This window comes from Virgifigura deserti (assembly GCA_003576685.1).
In the GTDB taxonomy this organism is placed as follows: domain Bacteria; phylum Pseudomonadota; class Alphaproteobacteria; order Dongiales; family Dongiaceae; genus Virgifigura; species Virgifigura deserti.
Genome location: QOZR01000004.1, coordinates 249,751 through 265,372, shown reverse-complemented (window position 1 = coordinate 265,372; position 15,622 = coordinate 249,751). Strand labels below are relative to the sequence as shown.

General features: G+C 66.1%; 12 protein-coding genes and 1 pseudogene. 8 read left to right on the top strand and 5 right to left on the bottom strand.

Features of this window, described 5'->3' with window-relative positions:
* Positions 1–49 precede the first annotated feature (49 nt).
* From DT069_RS09010 to DT069_RS09000, 3 genes and pseudogenes are all read left to right on the top strand, one after another.
* Positions 50–796, top strand: a complete 747-nt coding sequence (locus DT069_RS09010; protein ID WP_119459964.1) for an OmpA family protein — start codon at positions 50–52, stop codon at positions 794–796.
* A gap of 100 nt (positions 797–896) precedes the next feature.
* Positions 897–1,121 (top strand): annotated as a pseudogene (locus tag DT069_RS25160) (hypothetical protein); the annotation flags it as partial.
* A 449-nt stretch (positions 1,122–1,570) separates the two neighbouring features.
* Positions 1,571–2,680, top strand: a complete 1,110-nt coding sequence (locus DT069_RS09000) for a fatty acid desaturase (RefSeq protein WP_162913079.1) — start codon at positions 1,571–1,573, stop codon at positions 2,678–2,680.
* 44 nt (positions 2,681–2,724) lie between these two features.
* Here DT069_RS09000 and DT069_RS08995 read toward each other — a convergent pair whose 3' ends face one another.
* The gene (locus DT069_RS08995) at positions 2,725–4,056 is read right to left on the bottom strand and encodes a sensor histidine kinase (protein WP_162913078.1); all 1,332 of its coding nucleotides are present in this window, start codon (positions 4,054–4,056) and stop codon (positions 2,725–2,727) included.
* 20 nt (positions 4,057–4,076) lie between these two features.
* Positions 4,077–5,279, bottom strand: coding sequence for an FIST signal transduction protein (locus DT069_RS08990; RefSeq protein WP_119459961.1), 1,203 nt, complete (start codon positions 5,277–5,279; stop codon positions 4,077–4,079).
* Positions 5,280–5,813: 534 nt separating this feature from the next.
* On the opposite strand from DT069_RS08990, the gene DT069_RS08985 reads away from it, so the two are divergent.
* Genes DT069_RS08985 through cysS form a run of 3 tightly spaced genes read left to right on the top strand, consistent with a single transcriptional unit; the run spans position 5,814 to position 10,238 of the window.
* Positions 5,814–7,502 carry an NAD+ synthase gene (locus DT069_RS08985; RefSeq protein WP_119459960.1) on the top strand — a complete coding sequence of 563 codons (1,689 nt, stop codon included), beginning with the start codon at positions 5,814–5,816 and terminating at the stop codon, positions 7,500–7,502.
* Positions 7,499–8,839 carry a glutamate--tRNA ligase gene (gene gltX / locus DT069_RS08980; RefSeq protein ID WP_119459959.1) on the top strand — a complete coding sequence of 447 codons (1,341 nt, stop codon included), beginning with the start codon at positions 7,499–7,501 and terminating at the stop codon, positions 8,837–8,839. Before DT069_RS08985 ends, gltX begins: the two co-directional genes overlap by 4 nt.
* Positions 8,840–8,846: 7 nt before the next feature.
* The gene (gene cysS, locus DT069_RS08975) at positions 8,847–10,238 is read left to right on the top strand and encodes a cysteine--tRNA ligase (protein ID WP_119459958.1); all 1,392 of its coding nucleotides are present in this window, start codon (positions 8,847–8,849) and stop codon (positions 10,236–10,238) included.
* Positions 10,239–10,378: 140 nt separating this feature from the next.
* Here cysS and DT069_RS08970 read toward each other — a convergent pair whose 3' ends face one another.
* The 3 genes from DT069_RS08970 to DT069_RS08960 form a co-directional block, all read right to left on the bottom strand.
* Positions 10,379–11,437 (bottom strand): alpha/beta fold hydrolase, encoded by a 1,059-nt coding sequence (locus tag DT069_RS08970; protein WP_162913077.1) that lies wholly within the window; start codon positions 11,435–11,437, stop codon positions 10,379–10,381.
* 133 nt (positions 11,438–11,570) lie between these two features.
* Entirely contained in the window at positions 11,571–12,200 is a 630-nt protein-coding gene (locus DT069_RS08965; protein WP_119459956.1) for a pyridoxamine 5'-phosphate oxidase family protein, read from the bottom strand.
* A 28-nt stretch (positions 12,201–12,228) separates the two neighbouring features.
* Positions 12,229–12,879 (bottom strand): LysE family translocator, encoded by a 651-nt coding sequence (locus DT069_RS08960; RefSeq protein WP_119459955.1) that lies wholly within the window; start codon positions 12,877–12,879, stop codon positions 12,229–12,231.
* Between the two features lie 214 nt (positions 12,880–13,093).
* Here DT069_RS08960 and cimA point away from each other — a divergent pair, with 214 nt between their 5' ends.
* Together cimA and DT069_RS08950 are read left to right on the top strand one after the other, a co-directional pair.
* Entirely contained in the window at positions 13,094–14,698 is a 1,605-nt protein-coding gene (gene cimA, locus DT069_RS08955) for a citramalate synthase (RefSeq protein WP_119460134.1), read from the top strand.
* Positions 14,698–15,483, top strand: coding sequence for an RNA methyltransferase (locus DT069_RS08950; protein ID WP_119459954.1), 786 nt, complete (start codon positions 14,698–14,700; stop codon positions 15,481–15,483). The genes cimA and DT069_RS08950 overlap by 1 nt, the downstream gene beginning before the upstream one ends.
* The last annotated feature ends 139 nt before the right edge of the window (positions 15,484–15,622 follow it).

Genomic DNA, 15,622 nt, shown 5'->3' with positions numbered 1-15,622 from the left:
AGCCCAGTCAGGGCGACTCCGCAGGTTTTTGGGAGATGGGAGATTGGCAATGCTGTTGTCCGATAGCCTCGGCCCACTCGCACGAGCGGTGCCGCTTATTGCGATGATTGCGCTGAGCGCTTGCGCCACCTCGGGGCCAAATCCTGCAGTGCAGCGGGCGCAAAGCAGCTACAACGCCGCGACGCAGGACCCGGCCGTCGTCGAGCACGCAACGAGCGAGCTGGATCAGGCCAGAGCTCTCCTGAGCCGCGCGGAAGCCGCCCAGGAGGAGGGCGAGGAAGACGAGGCGGCCCACCGCGCCTATCTGGCCTCCCAACAGGTCGCTGTCGCAGAGGAGACGGCGGCCTTCAGCCAGACCCGGGAGGCCATCCTCACCGCCGATCAGACCGCACGCACGCAGCAGTTGGAGCAGGAGCTTGCGGCCCTGCGGGCGGAACAGACATCCCGCGGGCTCGTGGTCACGCTCAGCAATTTCCTCTTTCGCACCGATAGTGCGGAGCTGGCCCCGGGCGCTCAGTCCACGATCGACCAGCTCGCGACTTTCCTGAACGATCACCCCGAGCAGAAGGTGCGGATCGAGGGTTATACGGACAGCACCGGCAGCGATGCCTACAACCTCGCTTTGTCGGAGCAGCGGGCCGAAGCCGTTCGCACCGCTCTCGTTATCCACGGCGTCGATCCCAGCCGCATCGAGACGCAAGGGCTCGGCGAAATATCCCCGGTCGCCGTCAACAGCACCAGCCAGGGGCGGCAGATGAACCGCCGCGTCGAAGTCGTGATCTTGAATGCCGGGTAGGGTACGGCCCGGCGTCGGGTGATGGGGTTGTCGCATGGAGATCGATACGGAGACGATCGACGATGCGGCTCTTGCGCCTTTATGACCGACCCTTCACGACGAACATCGCGCTTGGAATGGCTTCGGCTGGAATATGTTGGATTGCTTGCGCCGGAAGGGGATGATTGCGGATCCGGTGAAGCAGGTCGAAATCGGTGATCCTGACCGAAGAGGGGCTGCGTCGGGCGAAAGACCTCTTCTGAGCTCTCTTCACACGGCCGGCATGATCTCCGTCGGTGCGGTCCGGTTCCGCGGCAACAATTCATGGACCCGTTTGGCCAGGTGATGCGGTAGGCGTTTGAGGGCGTCGGCCTGCTATCGCCAACGTGTCATTTATCAATCCCAGGTTGCAGGTCGACATCGATCATCGGGGCGATGGTGAAGGCGCGCCCAGCGCGTCGCGCGTGTGTCGATTTGCAGCCGTCCTGCCTTCATGTCATCGGTGCCGCAGCTGGGGAGCCAGTCGCCTTCGTCTCGGCTGCGGCGGCAATTATGAAATGCAGTGGAGAACATTAATGGAACGCCATTGATTCTCAAGGGACTTTCTCATTTGTCAAGAATAAGGGCAAAATTAAGCTAAAATTCTTTCCCATAATGAGGTACATTTTAGCTAAATTATAACGATCTTCTTGGGCATGGGGGGCTCCGATGAGCATCGCGGCAGATGCCTGGAGCACAGCAACACGGGATACGTCCGGCGTTGTTGACGCGGCGCGATCGGATCCACGTCTGGAGATGGCGCGTCGACTGCCAGCTGCGGTTCAACCCTTCTTGACCTGGCTCACGGCGAAGCCCGCGCCCGGCGAGGCGTACCGCGCGCATACGGCGATCTATCATTTCGTGACGGCGATCGTCTGCCTGCTCGCCGGGGTTGCGCTGAGCGTCGCGATTCTTCTCGGACCACTCTTTCTGATGGTCTTCCTGCCGGTTGCCCTGATTGTCACGACGGCGGGGCTCGGCAAGCTGCAGGTCACCATCTACCACCACTGCGCGCACGGAACGGTGCTCGGAACGCGCGAGCGGAATCGCCGCTTAGGATCGGTCCTCTCCGTCTTTCTTCTGATCAAGCATTTCGACGTCTACCAGAAGGAGCATATGCTGCATCACAGCGCGAAGCGGCTGCTGACCGAGGAGGACGAGTTCGCCCAATTCCTTTTCGGATCTTGCGGATTGAAGCCGGGCCTCGCGAAGGAGGAGCTGTACCACCGCGTCATCAGTTCCCTTCTATCGCCGATGTCCCACTTCCGCCTTTTCGTCCTGCGCGTGCAGAGCTGCCTTCTCACCCATGACCGCGTTCAGAACTGGGCCGGCGCGGCGTTCTGGGCCGCCGTGATCGCAACGGCCTGGGGCGCCGGAGTCTTCCTGGAATTCGCCGTCGTCTGGTTGATTCCCTTCACGGTGCTCTTCCAGATCGCGACCGCACTGAGAATCCTGTGCGAGCACCGCTTTCCGCACCGGCAGCTGGTCGAAGCCCGGAACAAGGAGTTCATCTCAAACGCGACGGCGGGCGTCTTTCCGGGAGCCGCCCTGCCCGCTTGTCGGCCGGCCTCTTTGGCCGGCGTCCTGGCCTGGGGCGGATGGTGGGCGGAGATGTTGACGGTGCATCTCTTCGTGAGGGTGTTCGTGCTCGTCGGCGATGCGCCCTGCCACGACTATCATCACCGCCGGCCGGCATCCAAGCGATGGGCGAGCTACATTCACGAACGGCAGAAGGATCAGGATCAGGGCTGCGCCGGATTCCCGATCAATTACTTCGAGTATTGGGGGCTCTTCACCGCGATCGACGGAACCCTGGAAACGCTATCCGTCTTTGAGCCCCCGGCCATTCAGGACAAAGGGGTCTGATCTCGATCTGATCGAGCAGGCTGATCTCAACGAGCGGGCTGATCTCAAGGGGAGGGGACGAGGCGGTCGGGCGGCAGCCGAATCGTCACGGTGGTTCCCTGTCCCGGTACGCTGGCGACTTCGAAGCTGCCGCCATGGAGTTCGACAAGCGCCTTGCAGATCGGCAGTCCCAGACCGGTGCCCTTGTGCTCGCGGCTGTAGACATTCTGGATTTGGCCGAAGGGCGCGAGCGCCCGCGGAATCTCCTGCGCGGTCATCCCGATGCCGGTGTCCGCGATCTCGATCAACAAGCCTTGACGATCCTCGATTCGGGTGCTGAGCACGATCTTGCCGCCGCTGGGCGTGAACTTGACTGCGTTGCTCAGGAGGTTGGTGAGAATCTGTCTGATGCGCCGGGGATCGGCGAAGAGCTGTGGCAGTTGCGCGGGGATTGATGTTTCGACCGAGAGGCCCTTCTCCTGCGCAATCGGCAACGCGTCCCTGACCGCCCGGTCCACGACGCCCGTAACGTCGAAGCCCTCCTCATTGAGCGGAATTTCCCCTTCCTTCTCCAGCTTGGAAAGGTCGAGGATGTCGTTGATCAGCGAGAGAAGATGCGTGCCGCTGTCGTGGATGTGCGCGGCATATTCCTGATGCTTCAGCTTGCCGTTCGGGCCGAGGATCTGATCTCGAATCACCTCGGAAAAGCCGATAATGGCGTTGAGCGGCGTCCGGAGCTCGTGACTTAGGCTCGCAAGGAAGGATGCCTGCGCCGCGCGCGCCGTATCGGCCTCGCGTTTCGCCGCTCGGAGATCGCCCTCCGTCCGCTTCCGATAGACGATATCGGCATAGACGCTGAGCGCGCCCTCGATCAGCTCCTGGTCCCCCGGTTCGAAGGGGCGGCTCACATTGCCTTCGGAGCGGTTCCCCAGGATCAGGGCGAAGGCGCTGCCGGCGTCGAAGGCCCAGAGGACATAGGGCAGCCGGAGAAGCCGCGTCAGCTCGCTGGCGGGCGACTCCATCGGCGTCTGCGAGGTCGTGTAGAAGAAGAGGGGCGCGGAGGGGAGGACGAGCGTCGTCGGTGTCCTTTCGTCCTCGAAGCCGACGAGGTGGGTGACCGCGAATTCGTCGCGCCCCTTGCGCTGGAGGAAGGCGGCACGGTCGCAAATCGTATTGTTGACGATGATATCGAGCATCAAGGCGCCGATCTCGTCGATCTCGTTGGTTCGATCGACGAGCTTGTAGGCCTCTCGGATCAGCCTGGCCACCGTCCGGCTGCGCCGCGCCTCCCGAAAGGCCCGGCTCTGCTCCTCTTGCAGGCGCAGCACGCGCGCGCCGAGATCATTGCATTCACGACGATAGTAATCCAGCTCCTGGACGAGCCGGTCATGCGACATCGGGGTATCCGCCGGAATCATCATCCGCCACGATAGAGGACGGTGAGAACCGCTGTCCAATCGAGCGGACGACTCTGAGCGTTCACGGGGGCGATCTCGACGCCTGAGTAGAGTCCGATCAGCGGCATATCCGACTTGAAGCTCTGCAGCATGACGTCAGCCTCTTCGACCGGTGCGCCGCTGCGTGCGCTCGCCCGTCCGGCACAGTCGATATAAAGCGCCACCTGTCCGTCCCGGCCGGCGGTCCGGCGCAGGATCTCCTCGGTGCCCTTTCGCACCGACTCGATCATCAGGGCGTTGTCGCGCGACATGACCTGGACGATTGCCCCGTTGCTGAAATCAGGCTCGAAGAGCGTGATCGACCCCGTGCTCGGATTCGCGTTCAGGATCAGTCGATTGACATAGGCGTTCTCGTCATATGGCGCGAACCGGTCGCCATGCTTTTCGCCCAAGGTCGCGATGAGGGACAGTTCCTGCGCGCCGCAGGATCCCAAGTCGATGCCGAGCATCCCTTCGAGAACCTGGACTGCCGGGCGCCCGTCGAGCTCATACACCTCCGCGCCGTGGACCTTGGTAATCTGCATGAAGCTGCTGACCGGGACGCAGCCATGCAGGATCGCGGTTTCCGCGCACAGGTCGGCCGGGAGCACGACCGCGACCGCACTATGGGTCGTCATTCCTGTCCCGTCGAAGATCCAGCTGTTGCTGAGATTCATGTCGGTCAGCGTCCCGGCGCCGATCAGCGTCACCTTTGCGTTGCCGAGTCCTTCATAGAAGCCGGTGACCAGCGGGCTTCCCGGATGAAGGCGAAGTGGTGCGGTCGCGGCGACGCTACTGTAGAAGAGGAGGACGACGCGCCCGTCCGGTGCCTGCGATCTGACAGCTTCGCCAAGCTCGCGGCCGGCCATCTGTTCGCCCTCTCCAAGCCGCTTTGTCACGGTGATGAAGGGCGGCTCTTCCATGTCGAAGAAGCCGGCGACGGCGGTTTCCAACCCGCCATAGCCGATGCCGGCGCGCGTTATTGCGCCCGCCGCAGACCCGCCGACGATCGGTATGTCTCCCAGCTCCGCCTTTAGCGCCTTCAAGAAGGCTTCGGGATTGTGCTTACCGCCGCAGAATGCGATGCCCCACGAGGCTTGCCCCAGCGCCCGGATCGGTCCGGCGCACGCCTTGGCAGCCGCGCCGGCCTCGAAGCTGCGGCTAAATCCAACTCGAACCGCCATCTTGCTCCTCCACCTCCAACGGCGTCCAACGCTGCGCGGTGGCTGGCGAGCCTATGCGGTGGGCCCGCAGCCGATCGATCCGATCGCCGCGACCCCCTAGGGATCCCGCCCGGTTAATGTCATTCTACAGAATTCTGCCTTCAACGCCTCACCTGAAGACCGAATAGCTTCCGACGAGCCCAAGAATTCGCCGGTCAATTCTCGTAATGATCGCGGTCGGCGCGAAGATGACCCTCCCTGGTCCGGGTCTCTTGCTCGGCCCGGTGATCAGGAAATTTGCACTCGGATGTGCATAATTCCAATAATATCGTAAAAATCTTTCAAACGGCTGAACGCGCATTAACGCTAAAACGACCTAACTGGGGCTTTCCAAGGTGCTTTGACTGCAGTCGCGAAGTGTTCTGAGCTGAGCATTATTTACTTGCCGAGTGAGGAGGGCAACCCTTCTCGTTGCCGGCCCATGCCGCCCCTGGTGCGGATCGCGCGCATGTTATATCTGTCCTGTCACGACTCCTGACAAAATCGCCGGACGACATGACCGACCGCCTCGCCATCGCCCTTGCGCAGCTCAACCCCACTGTTGGCGACATCGCCGGCAATATTGCCAAGCTGCGCGCGGCCAGGCGGCAGGCAGCCGAGCTGGGTGCGGACCTGATGCTGACCACCGAGCTGGTGGTCTGCGGCTATCCGCCAGAGGACTTGGTGCTGAACCCGACCCTGCAGGAAGCCTGTGTCGCCGCAGTACGCGGCTTGGCGGCGGAGACGGCCGATGGCGGGCCGGCGATGCTGGTGGGTACGCCCTGGCGCGAGGATGGCAAGCTCTACAACGCCGCCCTGCTGCTGGCCGATGGTCAGATCACGGCGACACGGTTCAAATCCGACCTGCCTAACTATGGCGTGTTCGACGAGAAGCGGGTCTTCGCTGCCGCCCCCCCGCAGGGGCCGGTGAACTTCCGCGGCGTGCGGCTCGGTGTGCTGGTCTGCGAGGACATGTGGTCGCCGGACATCGTCGAGTGCCTGGCCGAGTCCGGCGCCGAGATCCTCCTGGTGCCGAACGGCAGCCCCTACGAGCATGACAAGCAGGATAAGCGCCTGAACCTCGCCGTGGCGCGAATCACCGAATCCGGGCTGCCGCTCGTCTATGTGAACCAGGTCGGCGGCCAGGACGAGCTGGTGTTCGACGGCGCCTCCTTCGTGCTCGATGCCGATTGCAGCCTGCGCGCGCAATTTCCCTCCTGGCGCGAGCATCTCGCGCTTACCCGCTGGCGCCGCGAGGGCGAGGGCTGGCGCTGCGAGCCGGCCGAGATCAAGCTGCCGCCCGCGGACGATTACAACGGATTGGCGCAGATCTATCACGCGATGGTCCTGGGGCTGCGGGACTATGTCGAGAAGAATCGTTTTCCGGGCGTTCTGCTTGGCCTCTCCGGCGGAATCGACTCGGCCCTCTCGGCGGCCGTCGCCGTCGATGCGCTGGGGGCCGAGCGAGTCTGGACGGTGATGATGCCGTCGCCCTACACGAGTCCCGACAGCCTCGAGGATGCGGCTGCCTGCGCGAGCCTGCTCGGCGTCCGCCTCGACAGCGTCTCGATCGCGCCGGCGATGCAGGCCTTCGACGAGATGCTGGCGCCGAGCTTCGCGAACTCTGCGCCGAACATCACGGAGGAGAACATCCAGAGCCGCGCGCGCGGCATGACCCTGATGGCGCTGTCGAACAAGTTCGGCCCCATGGTGCTGTCGACCGGCAACAAGTCCGAGATGTCGGTCGGCTATGCCACGCTCTATGGCGACATGTGCGGCGGCTTCTCGGTACTGAAGGACGTCTACAAGACGACCGTCTTCGCGCTCGCCCGGTGGCGCAACCAGCAGCGGCCGGAGGGCGCGCGCGGGCCCGAGGGGCGCGTGATGCCGGAGCGGATCATCACGAAGCCCCCGACGGCCGAGCTGAAGCCGAACCAGACGGACCAGGATACGCTGCCGCCCTATGACCGGCTCGACGCGATCCTGCAGTGCCTGGTGGAGGCGGATATGGCCATCGACGAGATCGTCGCCCGCGGCCATGACCGCGCGACAGTTAACGCCGTCTGGCGAATGCTCGACCGCGCCGAGTACAAGCGCCGCCAGGCGCCTCCCGGCGTCAAGATCACCCGCCGCGCCTTCGGCCGCGACCGCCGCTACCCGATTACCAACGCCTTCATCCGCTCTGCCGGGCCGGAGATGTCATGACCGTCCTCGTCCGCTTCGCGCCGAGCCCGACGGGGCGCCTTCATGTCGGCAACATCTATATCGCGCTGGCGAACTGGCTATTCGCGCGCTCCCGCGGCGGCGAGTTCCTGCTGCGCCTCGACGACACCGACCGTGAGCGCTCGACCGCCGCGTTCGCCGAGGGCATCGAGGCGGATCTGCGCTGGTTGGGCCTCGCGTGGAATCGCTTCGCCCGCCAGTCGGAGGGGATGGAGCGGTATGATACGGCCGTGGCGACGCTGAAGGCGGCCGACCGCCTTTATCCCTGCTACGAGACGCCTGAGGAGCTTGCCCTGAAGCGCAAAAGCCAGCTCCAGCGCGGCCGGCCACCCGTCTATGACCGTGCCGCGCGGGCGCTGACCGATGCCGACCGGCAGCGGCTGGAAGCCGAAGGGCGCCGGCCCCATTGGCGCTTTCTTCTAGCGCGCGAAAGCGTCGCCTGGACCGATCTGGTGCGCGGGGAGCAGCAGATCGACGAGGCGAGCCAGAGCGATCCCGTTCTGGTCCGCGAGGATGGCAGCTATCTCTACACGCTGCCGTCGGTCGTCGACGACATCGCGTTCGGCGTCAGTCATGTGATCCGCGGCAGCGACCACATCACCAACACCGGCGCTCAGATCCAGCTCTTCCGGGCGCTGGGCGCAGAGCCGCCGGCCTTCGCCCATCTGCCGCTGTTGAGCGATGCGGCGGGCGAGGGGCTGTCGAAGCGGCTGGGCAGTCTGTCGATCGACGCGCTGCGCGAGCAGGGCACCGAGGCGATGGCGATCAACAGCTATCTCGCGCGGATCGGCACCGCCGACTCGGTGGAGCCGAAGCTCGGCCTCGATGATCTGGTCCAGGGCTTCGACATCTCCCGCTTCGGCCGCGCCGCGCCGCGCTTCGACCCGGCGGAGCTTGCGCATCTCAACGCGCGGCTGCTGCATGAGACGCCGTTCGCGGCCGTGCGTGCGCGGCTGGAGGCGATGGGGCTGGCGCAGGTCGACGAGGAGCTGTGGCAGGCGGTGCGCGGCAATATCGCCACCCTGGCTGAGATTGCCGACTGGGCGCAGGTCTGCCACGGCCCGGTGACGCCGGTGATCGAGGATCCGGCCTTCGCCGCGACGGCGGCCGACCTGCTGCCGTCGGAGCCCTGGGACCAGGAGGTCTGGGGCGCCTGGACCGCCCGGGTGCGCGAGGCGACCGGGCGCAAGGGCAAGGCCCTGTTTCTTCCGCTCCGCCTGGCGCTCACCGGCCGCGAGCATGGACCGGAACTGAAGAATTTGTTACCCCTCATCGGCCGCGCGCGGGCCGTCGCCCGCCTGTCGGGACAAACGGGTTAGGAAGCCGGTGCCGATCCATCTCTACAACACGCTGACGCGCCGCAAGGAGCCGTTTCAACCGCTCGACCCGAAGCGGGTGCGGCTCTATGTCTGCGGTCCGACCGTCTACGACTTCGCCCATATCGGCAACGCCCGGCCGGTGGTCGTCTTCGATACGCTGTTCCGGTTGCTGCGCCAGGCCTATGGCGCCGACCCCGTCACCTATGTCCGCAACATCACCGATGTCGACGACAAGATCATCGCCGCGGCGGCGGAGAGCGGCGAGGCGATCCGCGCCCTTACCGAGCGTACCGCGGCCGCCTATCGCGACGACATGGCGGCGCTGAACGCGCTTCCGCCGACGCACGAGCCCCGCGCGACGGAGCATATCTCGCAGATGATCGCGATGACCGAGCGGCTGATTGCCGGCGGCTTCGCCTATGCGGCGGAGGGGCATGCGCTGTTCCACGTCCCGGCGATGGCGGACTATGGCCAGCTCTCGAAGCGCTCGCTCGACGACATGATCGCTGGCGCCCGGGTCGAGGTGGCGCCCTATAAGAAGCACCCGGCCGACTTCGTGCTGTGGAAGCCGAGCACGCCCGACCAGCCCGGCTGGGACAGTCCCTGGGGCCGCGGCCGCCCCGGCTGGCATATCGAGTGCTCGGCTATGGCCGAGGGGCTGCTGGGCGAGACCTTCGACATCCATGGCGGCGGCCAGGATCTGATTTTTCCGCATCATGAGAACGAGATCGCCCAGAGCCGCTGCGCCCATGGCGGCGCGCCCTTGGCCCGCATCTGGATGCATAACGGATTTGTTCAGGTGGAAGGCGAGAAGATGTCGAAGTCCCTCGGCAACTTCTTCACTGTCCGCCAGCTCCTGGAAGAGGGCCATCGCGGCGAGGCGATCCGCCTCGCGCTGCTCTCGGCCCATTATCGCCAGCCGCTCGACATCAGCCGCGAGGGGCTGAAGGAGGCGAAGACGGAACTCGACCGCTTCTACACCGCCCTCGACAAGGCCGCCGACCTGCCGCTCGACGGCGAGGCGGCGCCGTCGGGCGAGGTCATGGCCGCGCTGGAGGACGACCTCAACACGCCGCTGGCGCTCTCGCATCTGCACGAGCTGGTGACTAGGCTGAACAAGGCGGCCGGGGACGGGGAGAAGGCGCATCTCAAAAGCGCTTTGCTCGCTTCCGGCGGGCTCCTCGGGATCTTGCAGCAGGCCCCGGAGGCCTGGTTGCGGGGGGCGACCGCGGAGGCCGGCCCGACGGCCGACCAGATCGAAGAGAGAATCGCCGCCCGCATGGCCGCGCGGAAGGCCCGCAACTTCGCCGAGGCGGACCGCATCCGGGATGAGCTTGCCGGCGATGGCGTTATCCTCGAAGACAGCCCGACGGGCACGACCTGGCGCCGCGCCGGCTGACCATACACGACTTGCGATAGCGTACTCGTTCGCCGGCTGTCCCAGTTTTCCGGGAAATCCGCGCGCCGCGACAGTTGTTCAGGCGAACGAGTCACCACCGCGAAGCCTTTAGCCTGTCGGACCCGGTACAGGTGCCCTCGCTAACCCGCTACGCGTTTGCTCCCCGACTTGACCTCCGAAAGGATGGCATGCACGGCATCAGCGATGATGTCCGGATGGTCCTCCAGGGTAAAGTGGCGCCCGCCGGGGATGACCTGCAGCGGCGCCCGCAGATCGGCGGCCAGACGCTCGGCCGACCACAGTCCCAACGGGTCCTTCTCGCCCCAGACGATGCGAACCGGTAGATCGAGGTGCGGCAGCGCCGGTGCGACGGCCAGCGTGTCTCGGGCGCTGAAGTGGCGGAGCTGGTGGGCGAAGGCGATGGGCCCGATAGGACGAGCGTAGGGCTGCCAGTGCAATGCCGCGGACTCGGCGCCGCGCGCTGCATCGTCGTGGCCGAGATTGGCCAGCGCCGCCAGGAACAAAGGCTTAACCATCGCTGGGGGCAGGCGCTCGATGACGCCACTCAGCGCTCGGGCCGTGCGGACCGCCGTGACCGGCCAGTTGTCATAGGCGACGCAATCCGTCAGCACCAGGCCCATGAAGAGGTCGGGGCGGGCCGCCGCAAGGTGCTGGACGACTCCCCCACCGTAATCGTGAGCCACGAACAGGGCTCGATCGATGCCGAGATGGCGCAGCCAAGCGCGCAGGTATGCGGCCTGGGCTGGGATCGAAAGATCCCGGCCCAGGCCCTCCGCCAAGGACCAGCCGAACCCGACCTGCTCCCAGGCGAGACAGCACACGCCATCGCGCACCACCTGTGGAATGACGTACCGCCAAGCACGCGGGTGCGTCGGCAAACCATGCACCATGACGACCGGCAGGCTCCCGCTCCGCTCGCCATGCTCTTCCCATCGCATGAGGATGCCCTCGACCATTGCGCTGCGGACGAGTTCGGGCGCCGCCTCCCGAGCCCTCTCGGGGACCGCCGGGGACGGAGCCCGCAGCAGGGCCCAGCCGACCTCCGCGGCGCCGAGCGCGGCGAGTGGCAGGCGCCAGTTGCTCCGTCGCGGCAGCGTGAGCGCTAGCGCGGCTGCCGTGGCGCCGAGCAGGAGATGCGCGTTGCGCGATTGAGGCTTTGGAAGGGGCAAGGCGGCCATGGTACCTCCCGCGCGGAGAGCGCAACCGTCGGGGCAAACGGAATCCCGATCGATGCTTGAGGGGAACACGCCGAGGCCGGGCTGGTTCCGGCCCAGTTCCTGGCCGGTGCTCGAATTGCGAGATCGGTACCTGTCAGTACAGCGTCTGTGCCGTCTTCGGCGCCGCTTCGGCGTCATATGCGGTCGCGTCCACCTTGCCGCCGGTATGCGCGGCGAGGATGGTGCCGATGCTGGGCAGGTCGGCGCGTCGGATGTGCCTCTCCGGGTTCCACAGCTCCGAGCGCACGAGGGCGCGGGCGCACTGAACGAACACCTCCGCCACGGTCACGACGAGGACGGATTTCGGCGCCTTGCCCACAACGGCGAAGCGCGCGAGCAGGGCAGGATCGGTGCTGATTCTCGCCCGGCCATTCACGCGGAAGGTCTCGTTGACGCCGGGGACGAGGAAGAGAAGGCCGACGGCCGGGTTCTCGACGATGTTCCGCAGGCTGTCGATCCGGTTGTTCCCCCTGCGGTCCGGGATCAGCAGCGTCTTATCGTCCGCCACTTCGACGAAGCCGGGCTGGTCGCCGCGCGGGGAGCAGTCCATGGCGCCGCTCTTGCCGCATGTCGCCAGCAGAAGGAATGGCGACGCGGCGATGAACGCCCGGCAGATCCCATCCAGGTGATCGATTTCTTTCAGTCGCACACGCTCGCTCGGCGGGTCGTAGAGCTGCGCCAGCGCCTCCACCGAAGCGATCGTGTGTTCGTCGTCGATATGCATTGTTTCCGCCTTGCTGCGCTTGAAGATTCTAGTTCCGCCCGCTCGTTGCGAGCCTGACGGCGAGGCCGATGAAGACGAGGGCGGCGAGCCGTCGCATTACCCGGCCGAACCGGGGAGAGCCCTTGAGCCGCCGTCCGGCGGCGCTGCTTGACACGGCCACGACGGTGTTGACCAGCGTTCCACCGAAATTGAAGAGTAGGCCAAGGAACAGAATCTGCCACGCCACCGCGCCCTTCGCCGGGTCGATGAACTGCGGCAGGAAGGCCAGGACGAACAGCGCGACTTTCGGGTTCAGCAGGTTGGTCAGCGCGCCCTCGGCATAGACGCGCATGAGGCCGATCGGCGGCCGCGCCACCGCACCCTCCGCCGAACCGCCCGCCTGCAGCATCCGCCAGGCGAGATAGATCAGATAGCCGGCGCCGGCATATTTGATCACCGTGAAGGCCAGCTCCGAATGCAGGAGCACGGCGGACAGCCCCACAGCCGCGGCGGCCGTGTGGATCATCCCGCCCGTGGAAACGCCCAACGCCGACACCACGCCGGCGCCCGCGCCCTGGCTCACGCTCCGCGTCGCCACATAGGCCATGTCGGCGCCCGGCGTCAGGTTCAGCGCCAGGCTGGCGAGCAGGAATGGGGCAAGAGTCGCCAGATCGGGCAGAAGCAGGGAGAGCGATGGCATGGCGCGGCGAGCATAGCGCCAAACCGCCCGATGGGACAGGCCCGCGGTTGACGGCGGCCCTCAACCGGTGCAGAAAGACGCCGGAAAACAACGAGATCAAGGGTTTCCGGGGCCGCGCGCCTCCTCATCCTTCGATAGGCTCAGGATGAGGGCCTCATGGTGAGCCTATCGAACCATGAGGGCCGACTCGCGAGCGCCGGAATGCGGGAAGCCGATGACCGATAAGCGCGTCTATCTGTATGACAGCACGCTGCGCGATGGCGCGCAGACGCAGGGCGTCGATTTCGGCGTCGGCGATAAGGTCGCGATCGCCCAGGCGCTCGACAGGATCGGCATCGACTATATCGAGGGCGGCTGGCCCGGCGCCAACCCGACCGATGACGCCTTCTTCGCGGCGCCGCCCGCGCTGAAGCGTGCGCGGCTCAGCGCCTTCGGTATGACCCGTCGGCCGGGCCGCAGCGCCGCCAACGATCCCGGCCTGGCGGCGCTCCTGTCGACCAAGGCCGACTCGGTCTGCATGGTCGGCAAGAGCTGGGATTTCCATGTCGACCTGGCGCTCGGCATCGAGCGGTCGGAGAACGTCGCGATGATCGGCGAGAGCGTCGCGCTGGCGATGACGCGCATGCGCGAGGTGATGTTCGACGCCGAGCATTTCTTCGATGGCTACAAGGCCAATCCAGGCTATGCGCTCGACTGCGTCCGCGCGGCCTATGAGGCGGGCGCGCGCTGGATCGTGCTCTGCGACACTAATGGCGGCACCCTGCCGCACGAGGTCGAGCGCATCGTCGGCGAGGTAACGGAGTATATCCCCGGTGACCGCCTCGGCATCCACTGCCACAACGACACCGAGAACGCCGTCGCCAACAGCTTGGCTGCGGTCCGCGCCGGCGCGCGGCAGATCCAGGGCACGCTGAACGGCCTGGGCGAGCGCTGCGGCAACGCGAACCTGATCTCGCTGATCCCCAGCCTGCTGCTGAAGACCGATTTCGAGATCGGCCTGGACAGGAGCGACCTGGCGCATCTGACCCAGCTCTCCCGGCTGCTGGACGAGCGGCTGAACCGGGCGCCGTCGCGCAGCGCTCCTTATGTCGGCGAATCGGCCTTCGCGCATAAGGGCGGGCTGCATGTCTCGGCGGTCGAGAAGGACCCGCGCACCTACGAGCATATCGAGCCCACGCTGGTCGGCAACCGCCGCCACATCGTCGTCTCCGACCAGTCAGGCCGTGCCAACATCCTGGCCCGCTTCCGCGATATCGGGCTGGAGGTCGATCCCGACGACCCGAAGATCGCCACGCTGGTCGAGGCGGTGAAGGCGCGGGAATATGACGGCTATGCCTATGACGGCGCGGAGGCGAGCTTCGAGCTGCTCGCCCGCCGCGCCCTGGGCCATGTGCCGGACTATTTCCGGCTGAACCGGTTCCGGGTTATGGACGACCGCCGCTGGAACGCCCGCGGCGAGCTGGTCACCGAGTCCGAGGCGACGATCACCCTCGAGGTCGGCGGCCGGCAATCGATGACGGTGGCGACCGGGAACGGGCCGGTGAACGCGCTCGATTCGGCGCTGCGCAAGGCGCTCCTGCCGGTCTATCCGGCGCTCGAGGACATGCGGCTCGTCGATTACAAGGTCCGCATCCTGACGCCAAGCGCGGGCACCGGGGCGGTCACCCGCGTCATGATCGAGAGCGCCGACAGCGAGGGCGAACGGTGGAGCACGGTCGGCGTCTCGCCCAACATCATCGACGCCTCCTACAGCGCGCTGCATGACGGCATCACCTGGAAGCTGTTCCGCGCGGGCGCCGAAGTCAGGGCGGGGGATTGATGGCCGGCACCGACCGGACCAAGACCGGTTCCGAAGCGGCCCCGAGGACCGGCCCGGCGATCGTTCTGGTCGAGCCGCAGCTCGGCGAGAATATCGGCGCCGCGGCGCGGGCGATGCTGAATTGCGGCCTCACCGATCTGCGGCTGGTGCGGCCGCGCGACGGCTGGCCGAACGAGAAGGCGGTCGCGTCGGCCTCCGGCGCGGTCGAGGTGATCGGGCGGGCGCGGCTTTACGACAGCACCGAGGCGGCGATCTCCGATCTCAACCGCGTCTATGCCACGACCGCCCGCCCGCGCGAGATGATCAAGCCGGTGGTAACGCCGCGCCAAGCGGTGCAGGAGATGCGCGCGGCGATCGGCCGGGACGAGGCGATCGGCGTGCTGTTCGGGCCGGAGCGGACGGGCCTCTTCAACGACGATATTGCGCTCGCCGACACCGTCCTCTCCGTGCCGCTGAACCCGGGCTTCTCCTCGCTCAATCTGGGGCAGGCCGTCCTCGTGGTCGGCTATGAATGGTACCAGGCGGGAACGGACGCGCCGGCGCGCCAGCTCGTCACCAACGCGACGCGGCCGGCGACCAAGGACGAGCTCCTCAACTTCTTCGCCCATCTGGAGCGCGAGCTTGACGCCTGCGGCTTCCTGCGCAATATCGAGAAGCGGCCGAGCATGGTCCGCAATATCCGCAACCTGTTCCAGCGGGCCGACCTGACCGAACAGGAAATCCAGACCCTCCACGGCATCGTGAAGGAGCTCTCGACGATGCGCGTGCGGCGCGGGCAGTCATAGCGGTGCGCGCCCGACCTGGTGTTAACCAAGCCTTACCCTTGACGTAGCGGGCCGGCGGCGGTAGAAACCGCGCTTTCCTTCCCGAAAATGCGGGTCGCGGGCGAATGAGCGCCGCGGTCCCGTCCGTGCTTGAGAAAAG